General features: G+C 67.3%; 13 protein-coding genes. 9 read left to right on the top strand and 4 right to left on the bottom strand.

Going from position 1 to position 18,062, the window contains the following annotated elements; genetic code table 11:
• Positions 1-38: 38 nt before the first annotated feature.
• Genes G6N55_RS14990 through G6N55_RS14980 form a run of 3 tightly spaced genes read right to left on the bottom strand, consistent with a single transcriptional unit; the run spans position 39 to position 2,753 of the window.
• Complete coding sequence (locus tag G6N55_RS14990; protein WP_085223009.1) at positions 39-989, bottom strand: 2-hydroxyacid dehydrogenase; 951 nt, start codon at positions 987-989, stop codon at positions 39-41.
• Positions 986-2,119, bottom strand: coding sequence for an alpha/beta hydrolase (locus tag G6N55_RS14985; RefSeq protein WP_085222544.1), 1,134 nt, complete (start codon positions 2,117-2,119; stop codon positions 986-988). Before G6N55_RS14985 ends, G6N55_RS14990 begins: the two co-directional genes overlap by 4 nt.
• Before the next feature lies 1 nt (position 2,120).
• Entirely contained in the window at positions 2,121-2,753 is a 633-nt protein-coding gene (locus G6N55_RS14980) for a TetR/AcrR family transcriptional regulator (protein WP_372517617.1), read from the bottom strand.
• A gap of 93 nt (positions 2,754-2,846) precedes the next feature.
• On the opposite strand from G6N55_RS14980, the gene G6N55_RS14975 reads away from it, so the two are divergent.
• Together G6N55_RS14975 and G6N55_RS14970 are read left to right on the top strand one after the other, a co-directional pair.
• Positions 2,847-3,428: a VOC family protein gene (locus G6N55_RS14975; protein ID WP_085222546.1), complete on the top strand. Its 582-nt coding sequence runs from the start codon at positions 2,847-2,849 to the stop codon at positions 3,426-3,428.
• A gap of 35 nt (positions 3,429-3,463) precedes the next feature.
• Positions 3,464-4,012: a hypothetical protein gene (locus G6N55_RS14970; protein WP_085223010.1), complete on the top strand. Its 549-nt coding sequence runs from the start codon at positions 3,464-3,466 to the stop codon at positions 4,010-4,012.
• On the opposite strand, the gene G6N55_RS14965 is transcribed toward G6N55_RS14970, so the two are convergent.
• Positions 3,945-4,640: a TetR/AcrR family transcriptional regulator gene (locus G6N55_RS14965; protein WP_372517584.1), complete on the bottom strand. Its 696-nt coding sequence runs from the start codon at positions 4,638-4,640 to the stop codon at positions 3,945-3,947. The genes G6N55_RS14970 and G6N55_RS14965 overlap by 68 nt on opposite strands.
• A gap of 92 nt (positions 4,641-4,732) precedes the next feature.
• Here G6N55_RS14965 and G6N55_RS14960 point away from each other — a divergent pair, with 92 nt between their 5' ends.
• From G6N55_RS14960 to eccCa, 7 genes are all read left to right on the top strand, one after another.
• Positions 4,733-5,632, top strand: coding sequence for an oxygenase MpaB family protein (locus G6N55_RS14960; protein WP_085222547.1), 900 nt, complete (start codon positions 4,733-4,735; stop codon positions 5,630-5,632).
• Positions 5,633-5,787: 155 nt separating this feature from the next.
• Complete coding sequence (locus G6N55_RS14955; protein WP_085222548.1) at positions 5,788-7,380, top strand: PPE family protein; 1,593 nt, start codon at positions 5,788-5,790, stop codon at positions 7,378-7,380.
• Positions 7,381-7,452: 72 nt separating this feature from the next.
• Positions 7,453-8,358 carry a class I SAM-dependent methyltransferase gene (locus G6N55_RS14950; protein ID WP_085222549.1) on the top strand — a complete coding sequence of 302 codons (906 nt, stop codon included), beginning with the start codon at positions 7,453-7,455 and terminating at the stop codon, positions 8,356-8,358.
• A gap of 202 nt (positions 8,359-8,560) precedes the next feature.
• Complete coding sequence (locus G6N55_RS14945; protein ID WP_085222550.1) at positions 8,561-10,057, top strand: PPE family protein; 1,497 nt, start codon at positions 8,561-8,563, stop codon at positions 10,055-10,057.
• 562 nt (positions 10,058-10,619) lie between these two features.
• Positions 10,620-12,473 carry a type VII secretion AAA-ATPase EccA gene (eccA, locus tag G6N55_RS14940; protein ID WP_085222551.1) on the top strand — a complete coding sequence of 618 codons (1,854 nt, stop codon included), beginning with the start codon at positions 10,620-10,622 and terminating at the stop codon, positions 12,471-12,473.
• The gene (gene eccB / locus G6N55_RS14935) at positions 12,470-14,071 is read left to right on the top strand and encodes a type VII secretion protein EccB (RefSeq protein WP_085222552.1); all 1,602 of its coding nucleotides are present in this window, start codon (positions 12,470-12,472) and stop codon (positions 14,069-14,071) included. Before eccA ends, eccB begins: the two co-directional genes overlap by 4 nt.
• Positions 14,068-18,036 (top strand): type VII secretion protein EccCa, encoded by a 3,969-nt coding sequence (gene eccCa / locus G6N55_RS14930; protein WP_085222553.1) that lies wholly within the window; start codon positions 14,068-14,070, stop codon positions 18,034-18,036. The genes eccB and eccCa overlap by 4 nt, the downstream gene beginning before the upstream one ends.
• Positions 18,037-18,062 lie beyond the last annotated feature (26 nt).

The following is an 18,062-nucleotide window of genomic DNA, read 5'->3' as shown; positions in this document are numbered from 1 at the left end:
ATGCTTTCGGGGTTCGTTTCGGCCAAGCACCCACCAATCTAATAACCGGTGGGTTGGTTGACTACATTGGCCAGCGTCTCGCCGTCACGCAGCCGGCGGCAGTTGGCGACGGCCTCGACGAGGTAGCGCCGCATCGTGTCGGCGGTGTACCAGGTGACGTGTGGTGTCAGTACCACGTTGTCCAGGCCGAACAGTGCGTTGTCGGACGGCGTGGGCTCGACCTCGAAAACGTCGAGGCCCGCGGCGGCCAGCCGCCCGTCGCGCAGCGCCCCGACAAGCGCGTCTTCGTCGACGATGGCCCCGCGTGACGTGTTGACCAGCACCGCGCTGGGCTTCATCACCGCGATCGCATCCCGGTTAAGCAGACGATGCGTCTGTTCGGTCAAAGGTAGGTGCAGCGAGACGACGTCGCTGACGGCCAGCAGTTCGGGCAGCGGCCGCCAGCCGGGCCGGCCGTCGTCGCGCGTGCTGGTGTGCACGACGGTGGCGCCCATGGCGGTCACGATCTCACCGACGCGCTTGGCGATATTGCCGTAACCCACCAGGCCGACGGTGCAGCCACCGATGTCGCGGACCGTCTCGCCCAGCCCGGGATCCAATGGCCAGCCCCGCCCTTGCCGGGTGACGCGGTCCAGCTCCGGCAGCCGGCGCAGCGCCGCGAGCATCAACAGCACGGTTCCCTCGGCCACCGACGGCGCATTGGCGCCGGGCATGTTGGCGACGGCGATGCCGCGCTCGGTCGCCGTCGCCACGTCGATGGTGTTCACCCCGGCGCCGAGCTTGTGCACGAGCCGCAGTCGTTGGCCGCGTTGCAGGTCGGCGCCTGACAACGGTCGTAGTACATGCCAAATCACCTCGGCTTCGGGCAGCTCGCGATAGAAGCTCGCGTCGTCATCGGCGGCGCACCACCGAATGTCGAGCCAATCTGCTTCGGCCGCAAGGAAATCGAGAACTTTGTCACCGGGAACGAAGTGGGCGAGAACTCTCAGCGCCACCGCTTGCTGATCCACCTGGCGATGGTATCCGCCTGCTCGCTGCGCGCGCCCGGGGTGGTGAAGTAGTGGTCGCTGTCGATCGAGACCTGCGACTTGTCGGTGCCGGCGAGCGCGTCGTAGATGCGTTGGGCGTCAGACGGAAACACGCCGGTGTCGGCCTCGGCGTTGATCACCAGGGCCGGGCAGGCGATGCGGCCCAGGTGCGGCTCGGCCCGGGTTTGCGCCACCCGCAGACTCCACATGCCCAGCCAGTTACGCAGTGTGCAGGACGCGGCGATGCCCTGGGCGGACCGGTTGGCCTTGGCCGGCACACCCGCGTAGCACTGGTTGGGCGCCCGCTTGGTGGGTTCGATGTTGGGATCGACCATGCGGGGATCGGCCCAGGTTCGCATGACCGAGAACGGACGATCGGAAAATCCGGCTGCGCGAACACGTTTGAGCTCCGTCTCGGCCCAGTCGGTGATGGCGTGATTGCGCGCGGTCTGTGCCGAGCGGTAACGGGCGATGAACTCCGGCGGGTACGGCGGGCCGTTGACCTCGTTGAACAGGTCGAGCTCGGCATCGGTGGCGACGGGATCGTTTTCGTCGACGACGGCGGCATCCATCCAGGCGGTGAGTACCTCCGGACGTCCGGGATGCGCGGCGGTGGCCACGTAGCCGTCGGCGGGCAGCAACTCCGTCAGCCCGGCCGCCGGTCGCATGCCGTGCAGCGGGGTCACATTCGGGTCGACGGCCTGCGACTGGTAGGCCGACATCAGTGATCCGCCCCCCGAATTTCCCAGCAACACAACGGTATCCACGCCCTGAACCTCGCGCAGCCAGCGCACCCCCACGCCGATGTCCACCAGCGCGTGGTCGAGCAGGAAGTTGTGCTCGAAACCGCGGAACCGGGTGTTCCAGCCCAGAAATCCGATACCCCGAATGGCCATGTAATCGGCGAGATAATGCTCGGAGAAGTCGATCTGGTAGTGCGTGGCGATCATGGCCACCCTCGGCTTGCGTCCCACGCCACGGTGATACAGACCCTGGCAGGGATGCCCGCCCGCGCCGGCGCGCCCGGCGGTGGGCGACGGTAGGCCGACGAATTCGCGGACTACCCCTGCACTGCCGCTGTTTGGCGTCAATTCAGCGACCTTCCTTCGTGTAAATCGCCCGATAGTAGATGTTGGCGAGGGTTTGGATGCAGGCCTGGTCGTCGAGTTCGTCGTCGCCGGCCCGGCTGAGTTGGATGTAGCAGAACTGGTTGAACATCGCCACGATCGCCTCGGCGATCAGCTGCGGATTATCGCCCGCACAATACCCTTTGGTTTGCGCGCGCCGCACCGTCTCGGCGATGAAAGATATTGGAATATCGCAGATTTCGGCCCAGTATTGCGCGAAGTCGTCGTTGACCATCGCCATTTGAGACACGCTGATCACCTCGGCGAGTCGATTGCGGTAGGTGTGCCAGTGCGCCGCGGCCGCCTCGTGGGCGCGTTGCCGGTTGGACAGTCCATGCCCGGTGACCGAGCGCGCGCGCTCATTGGCCTCGTCGCGAAAGCGCAAGGCCCACTGGCGGACCATCGCCTCCTTGGAGTCGTAGTAGTTGTAAAAGGAGGCCGCCGAACGGCCGGCTTCGGCGGCGATGTCGGCAATCGTCGTCGCCAGGATTCCCTTGCGCGCCACGACCGTTCGCGCGGCGGCGTCGATCGCTGCCTGCGTACGCCGGCCCCGGTGCGTCGGGAACTCGGCCGGGCGTTCGCTGGATTCCGCCGCGATCGACACCTGGTGTTCCTCCCCTGGATTGAAACTGAATCTGATGTTAGATTCAGTTTCATGGATTGGCCAGGCCCAATCGAGGGGAGCCGCAACATGATCAAGCCCAACAACACCAACACCGAATTCGAACTCGGCGGGATCAATCATGTTGCGCTGGTGTGTTCCGACATGGCTCGCACCGTCGAGTTTTACCGTGACATCCTCGGCATGCCGCTGATCAAGTCGCTCGATCTGCCGCACGGTGCCGGGCAACATTTCTTCTTCGATGCCGGCAACGGCGACTGCGTCGCGTTCTTCTGGTTCGCCGATGCACCTGACCGGGTGCCCGGGATCTCGTCACCCGGCGCGATCCCGGGTATCGGGGACATCACCAGCGCGGTCAGCACGATGAACCATCTCGCCTTTCACGTCCCGGCCGAGAAGTTCGACGCCTATCGGCAGCGGCTCAAGGACAAGGGAGTACGGGTCGGCCCGATCCTCAATCACGATGAGAGCGAGATGCAGGTTTCCGCGACCGTGCATCCCGGCGTCTACGTGCGCTCGTTCTATTTCCAGGACCCCGACGGCGTAACACTTGAGTTCGCCTGCTGGGTAAAGGAATTCGGTGCGAGTGATGCCCAGGCTGTTCCCAAGACGGCGGCCGATCGGCGACCCCGGGAGCACGCCGTAACCTAGTCGGCAAAACCAGGGCCGAGCCGGGGGAGTCGATGATGACCGACGGCATATTGACCGATGAACAGATCGCGGCGTTGACGCCCGCGCAGCGGCGAGACCTGATCATGCGACTGGAGGCACCGCTGCACGAGGTCATCGACCCGGTGGTGCTGTCTCGGATACGCCGCATCCGACTGGGGCTGATGATCGGCGGGTCGGTCGCGATGATCCCCTGGCTGGTCTACCTGTCCTTGACGCTGCCGGAGAACTATGTCGCGCACAACTGGCCGTTCACCTGGGTGGGCTTCGATATCCTGCTGGCCGGATTCATGCTGGCGACAGCGGTTTTCGGGTACCTGCGCCGTCAGGTGCTGTTGTTCGCGGCATTCACTTCCGGCGTGCTGCTGATCTGCGACGCGTGGTTCGACCTGATGACCGCAGGTCCCGACGATGTCTGGCTGTCGGTGGTGACTGCACTGGGCATCGAGGTGCCGCTCGCGATTTTCATGATCCGCGGCGCGCAGCGCATCATGCGGCTCACGATGTTGCGCCTGTGGCTCCTGGATCCCGGGATGCGGCTGTGGCGGCTCCCGTTGTTTCCGTGACGCCGTACAGCCGCGGATGAGCGAGTTCGTCGAGCAGCACGGCGAGCTGATCGACGAGTTGGTCGGGGTCTAGCAGCACGTCGCCGATCAGCCAGGCGCTGATCATCTGCCCGACGCCACCGACCGCGAAGTGCGCGCCCGCCTTCATGCTGTTGTTTGCCGGCATCCGCAGCATGTCGCCGCCGTGCTGGCCCAGCAGCATCGCGAATAATGCGGTGGATTCGGCGCGTTTGCGCACGATCACGGCATCGGCGAGCTGGGTGCTGAACATCAGTCGTCCGACGCGCGGGTCGTCGGCGATGGTCCGCACGATGTTGGCCATGCCGGCGCGGGCCTGTTCGGGTATCGGCACCGCCGCCACGGCCGCCTGGGTGGTGGCCGCCAGGTCGGCGATCACCGAGTCGAAGACCGCTCCGACGAATCCGTCTCTGTCGCTGAAGCTTTCGTAGAAATAGCGGGGGGTCAGGCCGGCCCGGGTGCAGACCGCACGAACCGTCAGGGCGGAGGCATCCTGCTGGTCGGCGCCCAGCAGGTCCAGGCCAGCGGCCAGCAGCCGGCCCCGTCGTTCGGCCAGACGACGCGCGGCGTCGACGCCGCGATAGGGGCGCTCGCTCGGGGTCTCGGCCATGAGCTCCATCTTGACACCGGCGCGATGCACCGACAATATCAGGAAACAACCGTTGTCACATTTGGCGTACGGAGCGGCGGAGGGGTATCCGGATGGCGATTCACGAGGCGGTTCAGCAGCGCATTCCGCATGTCGAGCGTCCGGTCTCGGACCCGCCGCGCCATGGCCGACGGCGGCCGAATCCCGACGACTACGCCCTGATGGGAATCGCGTTGCTGGCCGGTGCGGCCAACGTGATCATGGAACTCGCGCGTCCCGGCGTCGGCCATGGCGTGGCGGAGAGCCGTGTCGAGAGCGGTCGCATCGACCGCCACCCGATCAAGCGGGCACGCACGACATTCACCTACATCGCGGTCGCCAACGGCGGGACGGACGCGCAGAAGGCCGCGTATCGCCGGGCGGTCAATCGGTCGCACGCGGAGGTCTACTCGAGGCCCGGCGATCCGGTGCAGTACAACGCCTTTGATCCCGAATTGCAGCTGTGGGTGGCGGCCTGCATCTACAAGGGCGGCATCGACGTCTACCGCACGTTTGTCGGCGAACTGGACGAGCAAGACGCCGATCGCCTCTATCGCGAGGGCATGTCGTTGGGCACCACGCTGCAGGTGCCGCCCGAGATGTGGCCGGCGGACCGGGCGGCCTTCGACAAGTACTGGCAGGAATCGCTGGACAAGGTGCACATCGATGACACTGTTCGCGAATTCCTGTATCCGATTGCGGTGTCCCGGGTGCGCGGTGTACGCCTGCCCCGATGGCTGCGCGAACCGTTGGAGAGTTTCAACCTGCTGATCACCACCGGCTTTCTGCCGCAACGGTTTCGCGACGAGATGCGGCTGCCGTGGGACGCCGCCAAGCAGCGGCGCTTCGACCGGTTGATGTCGGTCCTGGGAGTCGTGAATCGCGTACTGCCGCGGACCATCCGGCAGTTCCCGTTCAACCTGATGCTCTGGGACCTGGACCGCCGGATCCGGACGGGGCGCCCGTTGGTCTAGCGCACCGTCCACGCGGGCTCGGATCCCCGTGTTGATAACGACAATCATTATCATTAAACTCCTGGCAACCCTTTAGCCTTCCCAGCCCAGGAGTTGCCGGTGATGACGTCGCAGGCCGCGGTCGCCCCGTTGGATCTCAGCGCGGGTGCCCGGCAATGACCGCCCCGATTTGGATGGCTTCGCCGCCGGAGGTCCACTCAACCCTGCTGAGCAGTGGCCCGGGGCCCTCCTCGATGTTCGCCGCCGCGGCCGCGTGGAGTTCGATCAGCGCCGAATATGCCTCGGCCGCAGAAGAACTCAGAGCTGTGCTGGCGTCGATGCACGCCGGGGTGTGGCAGGGGCCCGGCGCCGAGTCCTGCGTCGCGGCACATGGCCCGTATCTGGCGTGGTTGACGCAGGCCAGCGCCCACAGCGCGGCGGCGGCCGCGCAGCATGAGACGGCCGGGACGGCCTATACCGCGGCGCTGGGGGCCATGCCGACGTTGGGCGAGCTGGCCGCCAACCACGCCGTCCACGGCGTGCTGATGGCGACGAATTTCTTTGGCATCAACACGATTCCGATCGCGGTCAACGAGGCCGACTACGCGCGGATGTGGGTTCAGGCGGCCGGCACGATGACGACCTATCAGGCCGTCTCCAGTGCGGCGGTGGCGGCCACACCGCAGGCCGAGCCGGCGCCGCAGATCCTGAGATCCGAGGCCTCGACCGCGCACGACCACGAGGAAGAAGAGGACCACGATCACGAGGGCCATGAGCACGGCTTCGACAGTTGGCTCAACCGGTTCGTCGCCCAGATCCTGCGGGCCTTCGGTATCGATTGGGACCCCGTTGAGGGGACTTTGAACGGACTCCCACTGGATGCCTATACGAACCCCGGCGAATTGCTGTGGTGGGTCGCTCGAGCCGTCGAGCTTTTCTCGGATTTTCAACGATTCGGGCAGTTGTTGCTGGAAAACCCCGCGGCGGCTTTCCAATTCATCACCGAGCTGGTGCTGCTGGACTGGCCGACCCACCTGGCCCAGCTCGCTAGTTTTCTCCCGGCCGCGCCGCAGTTGCTGTTGCTTCCCATGCTCGTCGCGGTTGCGCCCTTCGGGGCGGTCGCCGGTCTTGCGGGGCTCGCCGCACTGCCCGCACCTGCGGCGGTGCCGGTGCCGCCACCGGGCGCGCCCGAGGTGCCCAGCCTGCCGGCGGTGCTCGGGACGACGCTCATCGCCGCCCCGGCCGCGGCTCCCGCGACGGCACCAGCACCGACTCCCGCGGCCAGCGCCGGGGCCGGCGCGGCGCCACCGGCACCGCCTCCCGCCGGGCCGGGTTTTGCGTCGCCCTACTTCGTCGCCCCACCCGGCATCGGGTTTGGCACCGGGATGAGTGCCGGCGCGGCGGCCGGCGCGAAAAAGAAGGCGCCCGAGCCAGATTCGGCCGCGGCTGCCGCCCGGGAGCAGGCCCGGGCCTGGCGTCGGCGACGGGCTCGGCAGCACGGCCATGACGACGAGTTCATGGACATGAACGTCGACGTCGACCCGGATTGGGGAGCGCTGCCGGCCGGGGTGTCAAAGGCGTCGGATCGGGGCGCCGGGAATCTCGGGTTCACCGGCACGGCGCGCAAGGAGACGGCCGCCGCAGCGGGCCTGACCACCCTGGCCGGGGATGAATTCGGGGGTGGGCCCCGCATGCCGATGCTCCCGGGCAGCTGGGACCGCGACGGCGTCGACCGCAATTCACCGGGCCGTCGCCGGATGGAAAGGTGAGATGTCTGTGCTCAAGACTCGTTGCACCCCAGCGGGAAAGGTGTAGCAGCGCGGCGGCGTACTGTCGGTTGAGTGCGTAGCGAAGGTGACACCTGGGACATCACAACAAGCGTCGGCGCGACCGCGTTATTCGTAGCCACCGCGCGGGCATTGGAGGCGCAAAAGCCCAACCCGCTGGCCGTCGACCCGGATGCGGAGGTCTTCTGCCGCGCCGTCGGTGGTCCGTCGGCCGACGTGCTCGACGGCAACGAACCCGACCACCCGCTCAAGACCGCCGACTTCGGCGACCACTTCGTCAACTTCCAGGCGGCTCGCACGAAGTACTTCGACGAGTACTTCCTGCGAGCCGCCGACGCCGGTGTGCGCCAGGTTGTGCTGCTGGCCGCCGGGCTCGACTCGCGTGCCTACCGGCTCGACTGGCCCGCCGCGACGACGATCTTCGAGCTGGACCGTCCGCAGGTCCTCGATTTCAAGCGTGAGGTGCTCGCCGGTCACGGCGACCAGCCGCGCGCCGAGCGCCGGGAGATAGCCGTCGATCTGCGCGACGATTGGCCACAAGCTTTGCGGGACAGCGGCTTCGACCCGGCCAAGCCGTCGGCGTGGATTGCCGAGGGTCTGCTGATCTATCTGCCGGCCGCCGCCCAGGAGCAGCTGTTCACCGGCATCGACGGATTGGCCGGCCACGGAAGCCATGTCGCCGTCGAAGACGGCGCGCCGCTGCAGCCCGACGAATTTGAGGCCGCCGTCGCCGAAGAGCGTGCGGCCGCCGAACAGGGCGACGGGCGGGTGTTCTTCCAGTTGGTCTACAACGAGCAACACGCCCCGGCCACCGAATGGTTCGGTCAGCACGGCTGGAACGCGGTCGGCACGCCGTTGGCCGACTACTTGCGAGAGGTCGGCCGTCCGGTCCCCGGGCCGGAGACCGAAGCCGGGCCGATGATTGCCCGCAACACACTGGTCAGCGCCGTTCGGGCCTGATCTCGTTGCAGTGGCGCCGCTTTGGCGCACCCTTTCGCTGAGCTTTCGATGATGTCAATGCGCGCGGGAACTTTTGCGCACTGCTTGCCGACTACTAACGGGCTGATACGTATGCCGTCCACTGCCCGGACGTCGCCGATTTCGGCCAGGCGAGGAGTGCTGGGATGGCGCTATCGTTGCCGCGCGCGATCGGCGGGCGAAAATGATCGCACCGATTTGGATGGCATCACCCCCGGAGATCCATTCCGCCCTGCTGAGCAGCGGCCCGGGACCCGGCGGTTTGTTGGCCGCCGGCGGCGCGTGGAGCTCGTTGACTGCCTCCTACGCGCAAACCGCGGACGAGCTCTCCGCGGTCTTGGCGGACACTCAGGCCGGCGCGTGGCAGGGGCCCAGCGCCGAGGAATATGTCGCCGCGCACGCGCCATACCTGGCGTGGCTGATGAAGGCCAGCGCCGACAGCGCGTCGATGGCGGCCCAGCACGAGACGGCGGCCGCCGCGTACACCACGGCATTGGCCGCAATGCCCACGCTTCCCGAGCTGGCCGCCAACCGCGTCGTCCACGGCGCCCTGGTGGCGACGAATTTCTTTGGGATCAACACGATTCCGATCGCGGTCAACGAGGCCGACTACGCCCGGATGTGGGTCCAGGCCGCCACCACGATGTCCACCTATCAGGCCGTCACGGCCACGGCGCTGGTGGCCGCGCCGCAGGCCGATCCGGCGCCGGTGATCATGCACGCCGACGACGACAGCGATGGCGAGGGTGACGGCGGCGACGACGACATCGTCGATGACGACTCCGGTAACCCCTACCAACTGAGTTGGTGGATCAACCGATTCCTGGAGATATTCCAGACTTTCGCCCGTGACTTGAAGGACTTTCAGACCGATCCGATCGGGGCGATCACCCATCTGCTGGCCGACATCGGCCCGCTGATCGCCGACGAACTCGGCCACGCGCTGGAGGCCTTTCAAGCGTTCGCCCCCCAGATCGCGATCATTGTGGCGACCTCCACCCTCGGCTTCGCCGGAGCGTTGGCGAGCCTGGCTTCGCTGGCCGCGATCCAGCCACAAGTGGCCGCGACCCCGGCCCTGCTGGTGCCCGCACCACTGCCGCAGCCGCCCGGCATGCACGCGGCGGCCGGCGCTCACTCGGTGGGCGCGCACGCCGCCCCGGCGCACACCGCAGCCCCGGCTGCGGCTCCGGCGACCGCGCCCGCGGCGGCACCCGCATCCGCAGGGCCTCCGCCGCCCGCCGGGATCGAGGGCGCCGCCTACCCGTACCTGGTGGGCGGCCCCGGGATTGGGACCGGCTCGGGGATGAGCACTGGTGCACAGCGCAAGGCGCCGGAGCCCGATTCGGCCGGGGTCGCCGCGGCGGCCGCGGCGGCCGCGCAGCACGAGCGGCGGGCCCGCCGGCGCCGGGGTGCGGGCATGCGGGGCCGCCAGCCCGGCTACCGCTACGAATTCTTGGATTCCGACGATGGGGCCGGCCGATTGGCCGACGAGCACGAAGCGATCGCAGCCTCCGACCGGGGAGCGGGTGCGCTGGGCTTTGCCGGCACCGTCGGTAAGGGCGCCGTTGCGCCGGCGGGACTGGCGACACTGGACGGTGACGAGTTCGGGAGCGGACCGTCGTTGCCGATGGTGCCCGGCACCTGGCAACCCGACCAGGCCGGCGACGGCGGACAGCCGTGAAAAGGTCCTTGCGCTGGATCAGAGCGGGTGCCGGCGGGAACTTTTCCGGTCGGACAGCCGACTACTAACTGCCTGCTCCGCGGCGCCGCTTCTTCGTCAAGGCGGTCGTTGCGCCCCACCCGATCGGTTAGGAGTCGCTGCTGTGACCGCGCCGGTTTGGATGGCCGCACCCCCGTGCCGGCATGCGGCGATCGACGACCACAACCGCGAACCCGCGCCGAACCCTGGGATTGCGGCGGGCCGCGTCGAAACGTCTGCGCGTGGGGTGGGGACCCCGGTGGATTTCGCCGGTCTGGCGTCGAAGGTGTCGGGGACCGGGCACCCCGAGCACGCTTTGATAGTGAAAACCATATTCAGTAAGCTGTGCCGCCGGGAGAAGTGCGGCCAACGCCACAACTGCAGCCGTGTGCCGGTGATCGGGCAGAACGCCGAGGTTAGAGGCCCCAAAGGGGGCCGGTTGGCGGTCGTGGGGGCGACCCCGGGAGCCTCGACACTTAGCTTATGCAATGCTAACTTCAGCAAATTAAGTTAGGGGAGACTATCTTCATGGAAAATAGCGGCCGTGGAACTCGGTGACAGTGGTGTGCTCGCAGTCCAGCCAGGCACTTCTCGGCTGGACACCAGAGTCGACGGCGACGTCGTCAGCCGGTTTGCTACGTGCTGCCGGGCACTGGGTATCGCGGTCGATCAACGCCGGCGTCCGGCCGATCTGGCCGCCGCTCGCTCGGGCTTCACGGCGCTGACGCGCATCGCCCATGACCAGTGCGACGCGTGGACCGGGTTAGCGGCCGCCGGCGATGCGTCCTTCCGGGTGCTCGAGGCGGTGTCGCGCACCGCGGCCACTTCGGGCGTGCTGCAGCGGCAGGCCGACCTGGCACCGGGCGCCCTGGGCTTCCGCTACGACAGCGGGCTTTATCTACAATTTCGCGCCACCAACCCGGACGAGTTTCATCTCGCCTTCGCGGCCGCACTGGCAACGGCCGGGCGGTTTGCCGAGGCCGACGAGATCGTCACCGGCCTCAGCGCGCGCCGTCCCAGCTGGCGTGAGGCGCGCTGGATCTCCGTCGTCATCAACTATCGCGCCGAGCGGTGGTCCGACGTCGTCAAGCTGCTGACCCCGGTCGTCAACGATTCCGATCTCGACGAGGCCTACTCGCACGCGGCCAAGATCGCCCTGGGCACCTCGCTGGCCCGGCTGGGCTTGTTCGCCCCCGCGCTGTCCTACCTCGAGGAACCCGAAGGCCCGGTCGAGGTGGCCACCGTCGACGGGACGCTGGCCAAGGCGCTCGTGCTGCGCGTGCACGTCGACGAAGAGTCGGCCAGCGAGGTCCTGCAGGACCTGTATGCGGCACACCCCGAGAACGAACAGGTCGAACAGGCCCTGACCGACACCAGTTTCGGGATCGTGACCACCAACGCGGCCCGCATCGAGGCCCGCACCGATCCGTGGGATCCGGAAACCGAACCCAGCGCGGAGGACTTCGTCGATCCCGCTGCGCATGAACGCAAGTCCGTGCTGCTGCACGAGGCCGAGCGCCAGCTCGCCGAGTTCATCGGGCTCGACGAGGTCAAGAACCAGGTAGCGCGGCTCAAGAGTTCGGTGGCCATGGAGCTGGTGCGTAAGCAGCGGGGGCTCCAGGTGGCCCAACGCGCGCACCACCTGGTGTTCGCCGGACCGCCCGGGACCGGTAAGACCACGATTGCCCGTGTGGTCGCCAAAATCTATTGCGGTCTCGGCCTTTTGAAGCGGGAGAACATCCGCGAGGTGCACCGCGCCGACCTGATCGGTCAGCACATCGGCGAGACCGAAGCCAAGACCAACGCGATCATCGACAGCGCGCTGGACGGGGTGTTGTTCCTCGACGAGGCCTACGCGCTGGTGGCCACGGGCGCCAAGAACGACTTCGGGCTGGTGGCCATCGACACGCTGCTGGCCCGGATGGAAAACGACCGCGACCGGCTGGTGGTGATCATCGCCGGCTACCGGGCGGATCTGGACAAGTTCCTGGACACCAACGAGGGTCTTCGGTCGCGGTTCACCCGCAACATCACCTTCCCGTCGTACAACTCGCACGAGTTGGTGGAGATCGCCCACAAGATGGCCGAACAGCGCGACAGCATCTTCGAGCAATCCGCGCTCGAGCACATGGATGCCCTGTTCGAGAAGTTGGCGACGGCCACGACACCCGACTCCAATGGGGTCGAACGGCGCAGCCTCGACATCGCGGGTAACGGCCGCTTTGTCCGAAACATTGTCGAGCGCGCCGAGGAGGAGCGCGAATTCCGGTTGGACCATTCAGAACAGGCGGGAACCGGTGCGTTCACCGATGAGGAGCTGATGACGATCACCGACCGAGATGTCAGTAATTCGGTAGAGCCGCTGCTGCGCGGCCTGGGGCTCTCGGTGCCGTCATGACCAACCCGGAGCCTGCCGACGAACGACGTTCGTTCTCCTCGCGTACGCCCCTCAACGACAATCCCGACAAGGTGGTCTACCGCCGCGGATTCGTCACCCGGCACCAGGTGACCGGCTGGCGCTTCGTGATGCGCCGCATCGCCTCCGGAATTGCGTTGCACGACACCAGGATGCTGGTCGACCCGTTGCGTACCCAATCGCGCGCGGTGCTGATGGGCGCCCTGATTCTGATCACCGGCCTGGCCGGCTGCTTCGTGTTCTCGCTGATCCGGCCCAACGGCCAGGCGGGCAGCAATGCGGTGCTCGCCGACCGGGACACGGCCGCACTGTATGTGCGGATCGGCGACGAACTGCACCCGGTGTTGAACCTGACCTCGGCCCGGCTCATCGCCGGCAAGCCGGTCAACCCCGCCACGGTGAAAAGCACTGAGCTGGACCGGTTTCCACGCGGAAATCTGATCGGCATACCGGGTGCGCCAGAACGCATGGTGCAGAACGCATCTCATGACGCGAACTGGACGGTGTGCGATGCGATCAGCGAGGGGGCCCCGGGCTCGCACGCCGTGCACAGCACCGGCGTCACCGTGATCGCGGGCACCCCCGACAGCAGCGGCAGTCGTGCCGCGGCCGTCGCGGCCGGCCAGGGGATCCTGGTCGAGTTCACCGGCGATAAGGGCACCAGCACCTGGCTGCTATGGGATGGCAAGCGCAGCCAGATCGACCTGGCCAACCATGCCGTCACCAACGCGCTGGGCCTGGGTGCCGACGTGCCCACACCGCGGCCCATCGCGGCGGGGCTGTTCAACGCGATCCCCGAGGCGCCCGCGCTGACCGCACCCGGCATCGCGAATGCCGGTGCCCCGGCCAACTATTCGGTCCCGGCACCGATCGGCGCGGTCGTGACGTCCTATGGCGTCGATCCCGGCAACGTGCGCTACTACGCGGTGCTGCCGGATGGCCTGCAACCGATCTCGCCGGTGCTCGCCGCGGTCCTGCGCAACACCAATTCCTATGGCCTGGACCAGCCCCCGCGGCTCGGTGCCGATGAGGTGGCCAAGCTGCCGGTGTCGCGGATGCTGGACACCGCCCGCTTCCCCGACCGCCAGGTCGCCCTTGTCGACGCGGCCAAGAACCCCGTCGCCTGCGCGTACTGGAGCAAACCGGCCGGGGCCGCAAGCAGCTCGCTGGGGCTGTTGGCCGGCTCCGCACTGCCGGTGCCCGATGCGGTTCGCACCGTGAACCTGATCGGTGGCGGCTCCCAAGGGGTGGCCACCCGAGTCGCCCTGGCGCCGGGCACCGGCTACTTCGCGCAGAGCGTCGGTGGCGGTGCGACCTCGCCGGGCGCCGGTTCGCTGTTCTGGGTGTCCGACACCGGTGTGCGTTACGGCATCGACAACGAGGCCGAGGGTGCCGGACACGGCAAAACCGTTGAGGCCCTTGGTTTAACCCAACCCCCCGTTCCTATTCCCTGGTCGATACTGTCGCTGTTCGCGACGGGCCCGACGCTATCGCGCGCCGACGCGTTACTCGCACACGACGGTTTGGCGCCCGACAGCAAGCCCGGACGTCCGGTGTCGGCCGAAGGAGGACCCCGATGAGCCGACTGATCTTCGAAGCCCGCCGGCGCCTGGCGCCGCCGAGTACCCGCCAGGGCGCCATCACCATCGAGGCGCCCCCCGAGCTGCCCCGGGTGATTCCGCCGTCGTTCCTGCGCCGTGCCATGCCCTACGTGCTGGTGATCCTGATCGTCGGCATGATCGTCGCGCTGGTCGCCACCGGAATGCGGGTGATTTCCCCGCAGACCCTGTTCTTCCCATTTGTGTTGCTGCTGGCCGCAACCGCGCTATATCGCGGCAACGACAACAAGATGCGCACCGAGGAGGTCGACGCCGAACGCGCCGACTACCTGCGCTACCTGTCGGTGGTTCGGGACAACATCCGGACCCAGGCCGCCCAGCAGCGCGCCGCCGCGCAATGGTCGCATCCCGAGCCGGCCGCACTGGCGACGGTGCCCGGATCGCGCCGCCAATGGGAGCGTGACCCGCACGACCCCGACTTCTTGGTGTTGCGGGCCGGGCGTCACCAGGTTCCCCTGGCCACCCCGGTGCGGGTCGCCGACGCCGCCGACGAAATCGATCTGGAACCGGTGTCGCACAGCGCATTACGCAGCCTGCTCGACACCCAGCGCACCGTCCGCGACGTGCCCACCGGAATCGACTTGAGCAAGGTCTCGCGGATCACGGTCCTCGGTGAACCGGACGAGGTGCAAGGGGCGCTGCGCGCCTGGGTCGCCCAGGCCGTCACCTGGCACGACCCGACGGTGCTGGGGGTGGCGCTGGCCACCCGGGATCCGGAGAACCGCGACTGGTCCTGGCTGAAGTGGTTGCCGCACATCGATATTCCCGGCGAACTCGACGGCGTCGGTCCGGCCCGCTTCCTGTCCAACAATCCCGACGAGCTGGTCTCGCTGCTGGGGCCCGCGCTGGCCGATCGGCCGGCGTTCACCGGGGGGCCGTCCGACGCGTTGCGGCACCTGCTGATCATCGTCGACGATCCCGACTACGACGTGAACGCGTCGGCGCTGGCGATCGGCCGGGCCGGTGTGACCGTCGTACATCGCACCACGACATCGCCTAACCGCGAACAGTATTCGGACCCGGAAAAGCCGATTCTGCGGGTGGCCGACGGGGCGATTGCGCGCTGGCAGACCGGCGGCTGGCAGCCCTTCATCGACAACGCCGACCACCTCGGTGCCGACGAGGCCGCGCACCTGGCCCGGCAATTGTCGCGTTGGGATTCCAATCCCACCCACACCGGGCTGCGCTCGGCGGCCACCCGGGGCGCGTCGTTCACGACACTGCTGGGTGTTCCGGACGCGTCGCAGTTGGATGTGCCGACGCTGTGGGGACCGCGTCGCCGCGACGACGAGTTGCGGGTGCCGATCGGTGTCACCGCGACCGGTGAGCCGCTGTACTTCGACCTCAAGGACGAAGCCGAGGGCGGGATGGGTCCGCACGGCCTGATGATCGGTATGACCGGTTCCGGCAAGTCGCAGACTTTGATGTCGATTCTGTTGTCGCTGTTAACAACTCACTCGGCTGATCGGCTCATCGTGATCTATGCCGACTTCAAGGGTGAGGCCGGCGCGGACAGCTTCCGGGACTTCCCCCAGGTTGTCGCGGTGATCTCGAACATGGCGGAGAAGAAATCGCTGGCCGACCGGTTCGCCGACACGCTGCGCGGTGAGGTTGCCCGACGCGAGACGTTGCTGCGCGAGGCGGGCCGCCGGGTTCAGGGCAGTGCGTTCAACTCGGTGGTCGAATACGAGAATGCCATCGCCGCCGGCCACGACCTGCCGCCGATCCCGACGCTGTTCGTGGTCGCCGACGAGTTCACGCTGATGCTGGCGGATTACCCGGAGTACGCGGAACTGTTCGACTATGTGGCGCGCAAGGGCCGCTCGTTCCGCATCCACATTCTGTTCGCGTCCCAGACGCTGGATGTCGGCAAGATCAAGGACATCGACAAGAACACCTCGTACCGTATCGGTCTGAAGGTGGCCAGTCCCAGCGTTTCTCGCCAGATCATCGGCGTAGACGACGCCTACCACATCGAATCGGGTAAAGAGCACAAGGGCGTGGGCTTCCTGGTCCCGGCTCCCGGTGCCGCACCGATCAAGTTCCGTAGCACCTACGTCGACGGCATCTACGAGCCGCCGCAGACCGCCAAGACCCTTGTGGTGCAGTCTATTCCGCAGCCGAAGCTGTTCACGGCCGGGCGGGTGGAGCCCGATCAGGGCACCGTGATCACCGGAGCGGATCAAGACGAGTTCGTCGGACCGCCGCGCAAGCTGATCGCCACCATCGGCGAACAGCTCGCCCGCTACGGGCCGCATGCGCCGCGGCTCTGGCTGCCGCCGCTGGACGAGCCGATCCCGTTGACGACGGTGCTGGCGAATGCCGGTGTGCCGGAAGGGCAAAGGCGTTGGCCGCTCGGTGAGATCGACAAGCCGTTCGAGATGCGCCGCGACTCGCTGGTGTTCGACGCCACGTCAGCGTCCGGCAACATGGTGATTCACGGCGGTGCCAAGTCCGGTAAATCGTCTGCGCTGCAGACATTTATCCTGTCCGCCGCCAGCCTGCACTCGCCGCGCGACGTCAGCTTCTACTGCCTGGACTACGGCGGTGGGCAGCTGCGCGCGCTGGAAGACCTGGCGCACGTCGGCAGTGTGGCGTCGCCGCTGGAACCCGAGCGCATTCGCCGCACCTTCGGCGAGCTCGAGCAGCTGCTGGTTTCCCGGCAGCAGCGCGAGGCGTTCCGGGACAAGCACGGTTCGACTCACGACGACGGCTTCGGCGAGGTCTTCCTGGTGATCGACAACCTCTACGCCTTCGCGAGGGACAACACAGACCAGTTCAACACGCGTAACCCGTTGTTGGGCAAGGTGACTGAGCTCGTCAACGTCGGCCTCGCGTACGGCATCCACGTGATCGTCACCACCCCGAGTTGGCTTGAGGTGCCGTTGGCAATGCGCGACGGCCTCGGGCTGCGCCTCGAGCTCAAGCTGCATGATGCTCGGGACAGCAATGTGCGGGTGGTCGGGGCGCTGCGCCGCCCGGCGGACGCGGTGCCGGCCGACCAGCCGGGTCGCGGGTTGACCATGGCCGCCGAGCACTTCCTGTTCGCGGCTCCGCAGCTGGATCAGGTGGCCGCGATCAATGCCCGCTACCCGGGCGTGGCCGCACCTCCGGTTCGGCTGCTGCCGGCCAACCTGGCAGCCGATGCCCTCGGGCCGCTGTATCGCGGACCCGAACAGGTCGTCATCGGCCAGCGCGAAGAGGACCTGGCGCCGGTCGTGCTCGACTTCTCGGAAAACCCGCTGCTGATGGTGTTCGGCGACAGCAAGGCGGGCAAGACCACGCTGCTGCGCCACATCATTCGCACCATCCGCGAGCACTCCACGCCGGACCAGGTGGCGTTCACGGTGCTGGATCGGCGGCTGCATCTCGTCGACGAACCGCTCTTCGGCGACAACGAATACACCGCCAACATCGACCGGATCATCCCCGCGATGCTCGGGCTGTCCAACATCATCGGATCGCGGCGCCCGCCGGCCGGCCTGTCGGCGGCGGAGTTGGCCCGGTGGAGTTACGAGGGCCAGACTCACTACCTGATCATCGATGACGTCGACCAGATTCCGGATACGCCGGCGACGAGTGGCCCCTACCTTGGACAGCGGCCATGGACCAGCCTCATCCCGGAGCTGAGTCAGGCCGCCGATCTGGGGCTGAGGGTGATCGTGACGGCACGGGCGACGGGGTCGGGGCACGCCCTGATGACAAGCCCGTTGCTGCGCCGATTCAACGACTTGCAGGCGACCACGTTGATGATGGCGGGCAACCCGCAGGACAGCGGGAAGATCCGTGGTCAACGGTTTGGCCGGTTGCCTGCCGGACGGGCAATCCTGTTGGGAGACAACGAAAGCCCGACGTATGTGCAGTTGGTCAACCCGTTGGTTGGCGAGTCTGTTGTAGGGGGAGCCGACGAAGGTTTCGCCCGCTGATGGTGATCTAGTGAAGCGCAACAAAA

It is taken from the genome of Mycobacterium florentinum (genome assembly GCF_010730355.1).
In the GTDB taxonomy this organism is placed as follows: domain Bacteria; phylum Actinomycetota; class Actinomycetes; order Mycobacteriales; family Mycobacteriaceae; genus Mycobacterium; species Mycobacterium florentinum.
Note: the sequence above shows the minus strand (reverse complement) of the source record. Positions and strands in the feature narration are given on the sequence as shown.

Bases quoted from the DNA above. Each gene is read 5' to 3' on its own strand.
- G6N55_RS14975 (WP_085222546.1), top strand. From the start codon at position 2,847: ATGATCAAGCCCAACAACACCAACACCGAATTCGAACTCGGCGGGATC.
- G6N55_RS14970 (WP_085223010.1), top strand. From the start codon at position 3,464: ATGACCGACGGCATATTGACCGATGAACAGATCGCGGCGTTGACGCCC.
- G6N55_RS14965 (WP_372517584.1), bottom strand. From the start codon at position 4,640: ATGGCCGAGACCCCGAGCGAGCGCCCCTATCGCGGCGTCGACGCCGCG.
- G6N55_RS14960 (WP_085222547.1), top strand. From the start codon at position 4,733: ATGGCGATTCACGAGGCGGTTCAGCAGCGCATTCCGCATGTCGAGCGT.
- G6N55_RS14955 (WP_085222548.1), top strand. From the start codon at position 5,788: ATGACCGCCCCGATTTGGATGGCTTCGCCGCCGGAGGTCCACTCAACC.
- G6N55_RS14945 (WP_085222550.1), top strand. From the start codon at position 8,561: ATGATCGCACCGATTTGGATGGCATCACCCCCGGAGATCCATTCCGCC.
- eccB (WP_085222552.1), top strand. From the start codon at position 12,470: ATGACCAACCCGGAGCCTGCCGACGAACGACGTTCGTTCTCCTCGCGT.
- eccCa (WP_085222553.1), top strand. From the start codon at position 14,068: ATGAGCCGACTGATCTTCGAAGCCCGCCGGCGCCTGGCGCCGCCGAGT.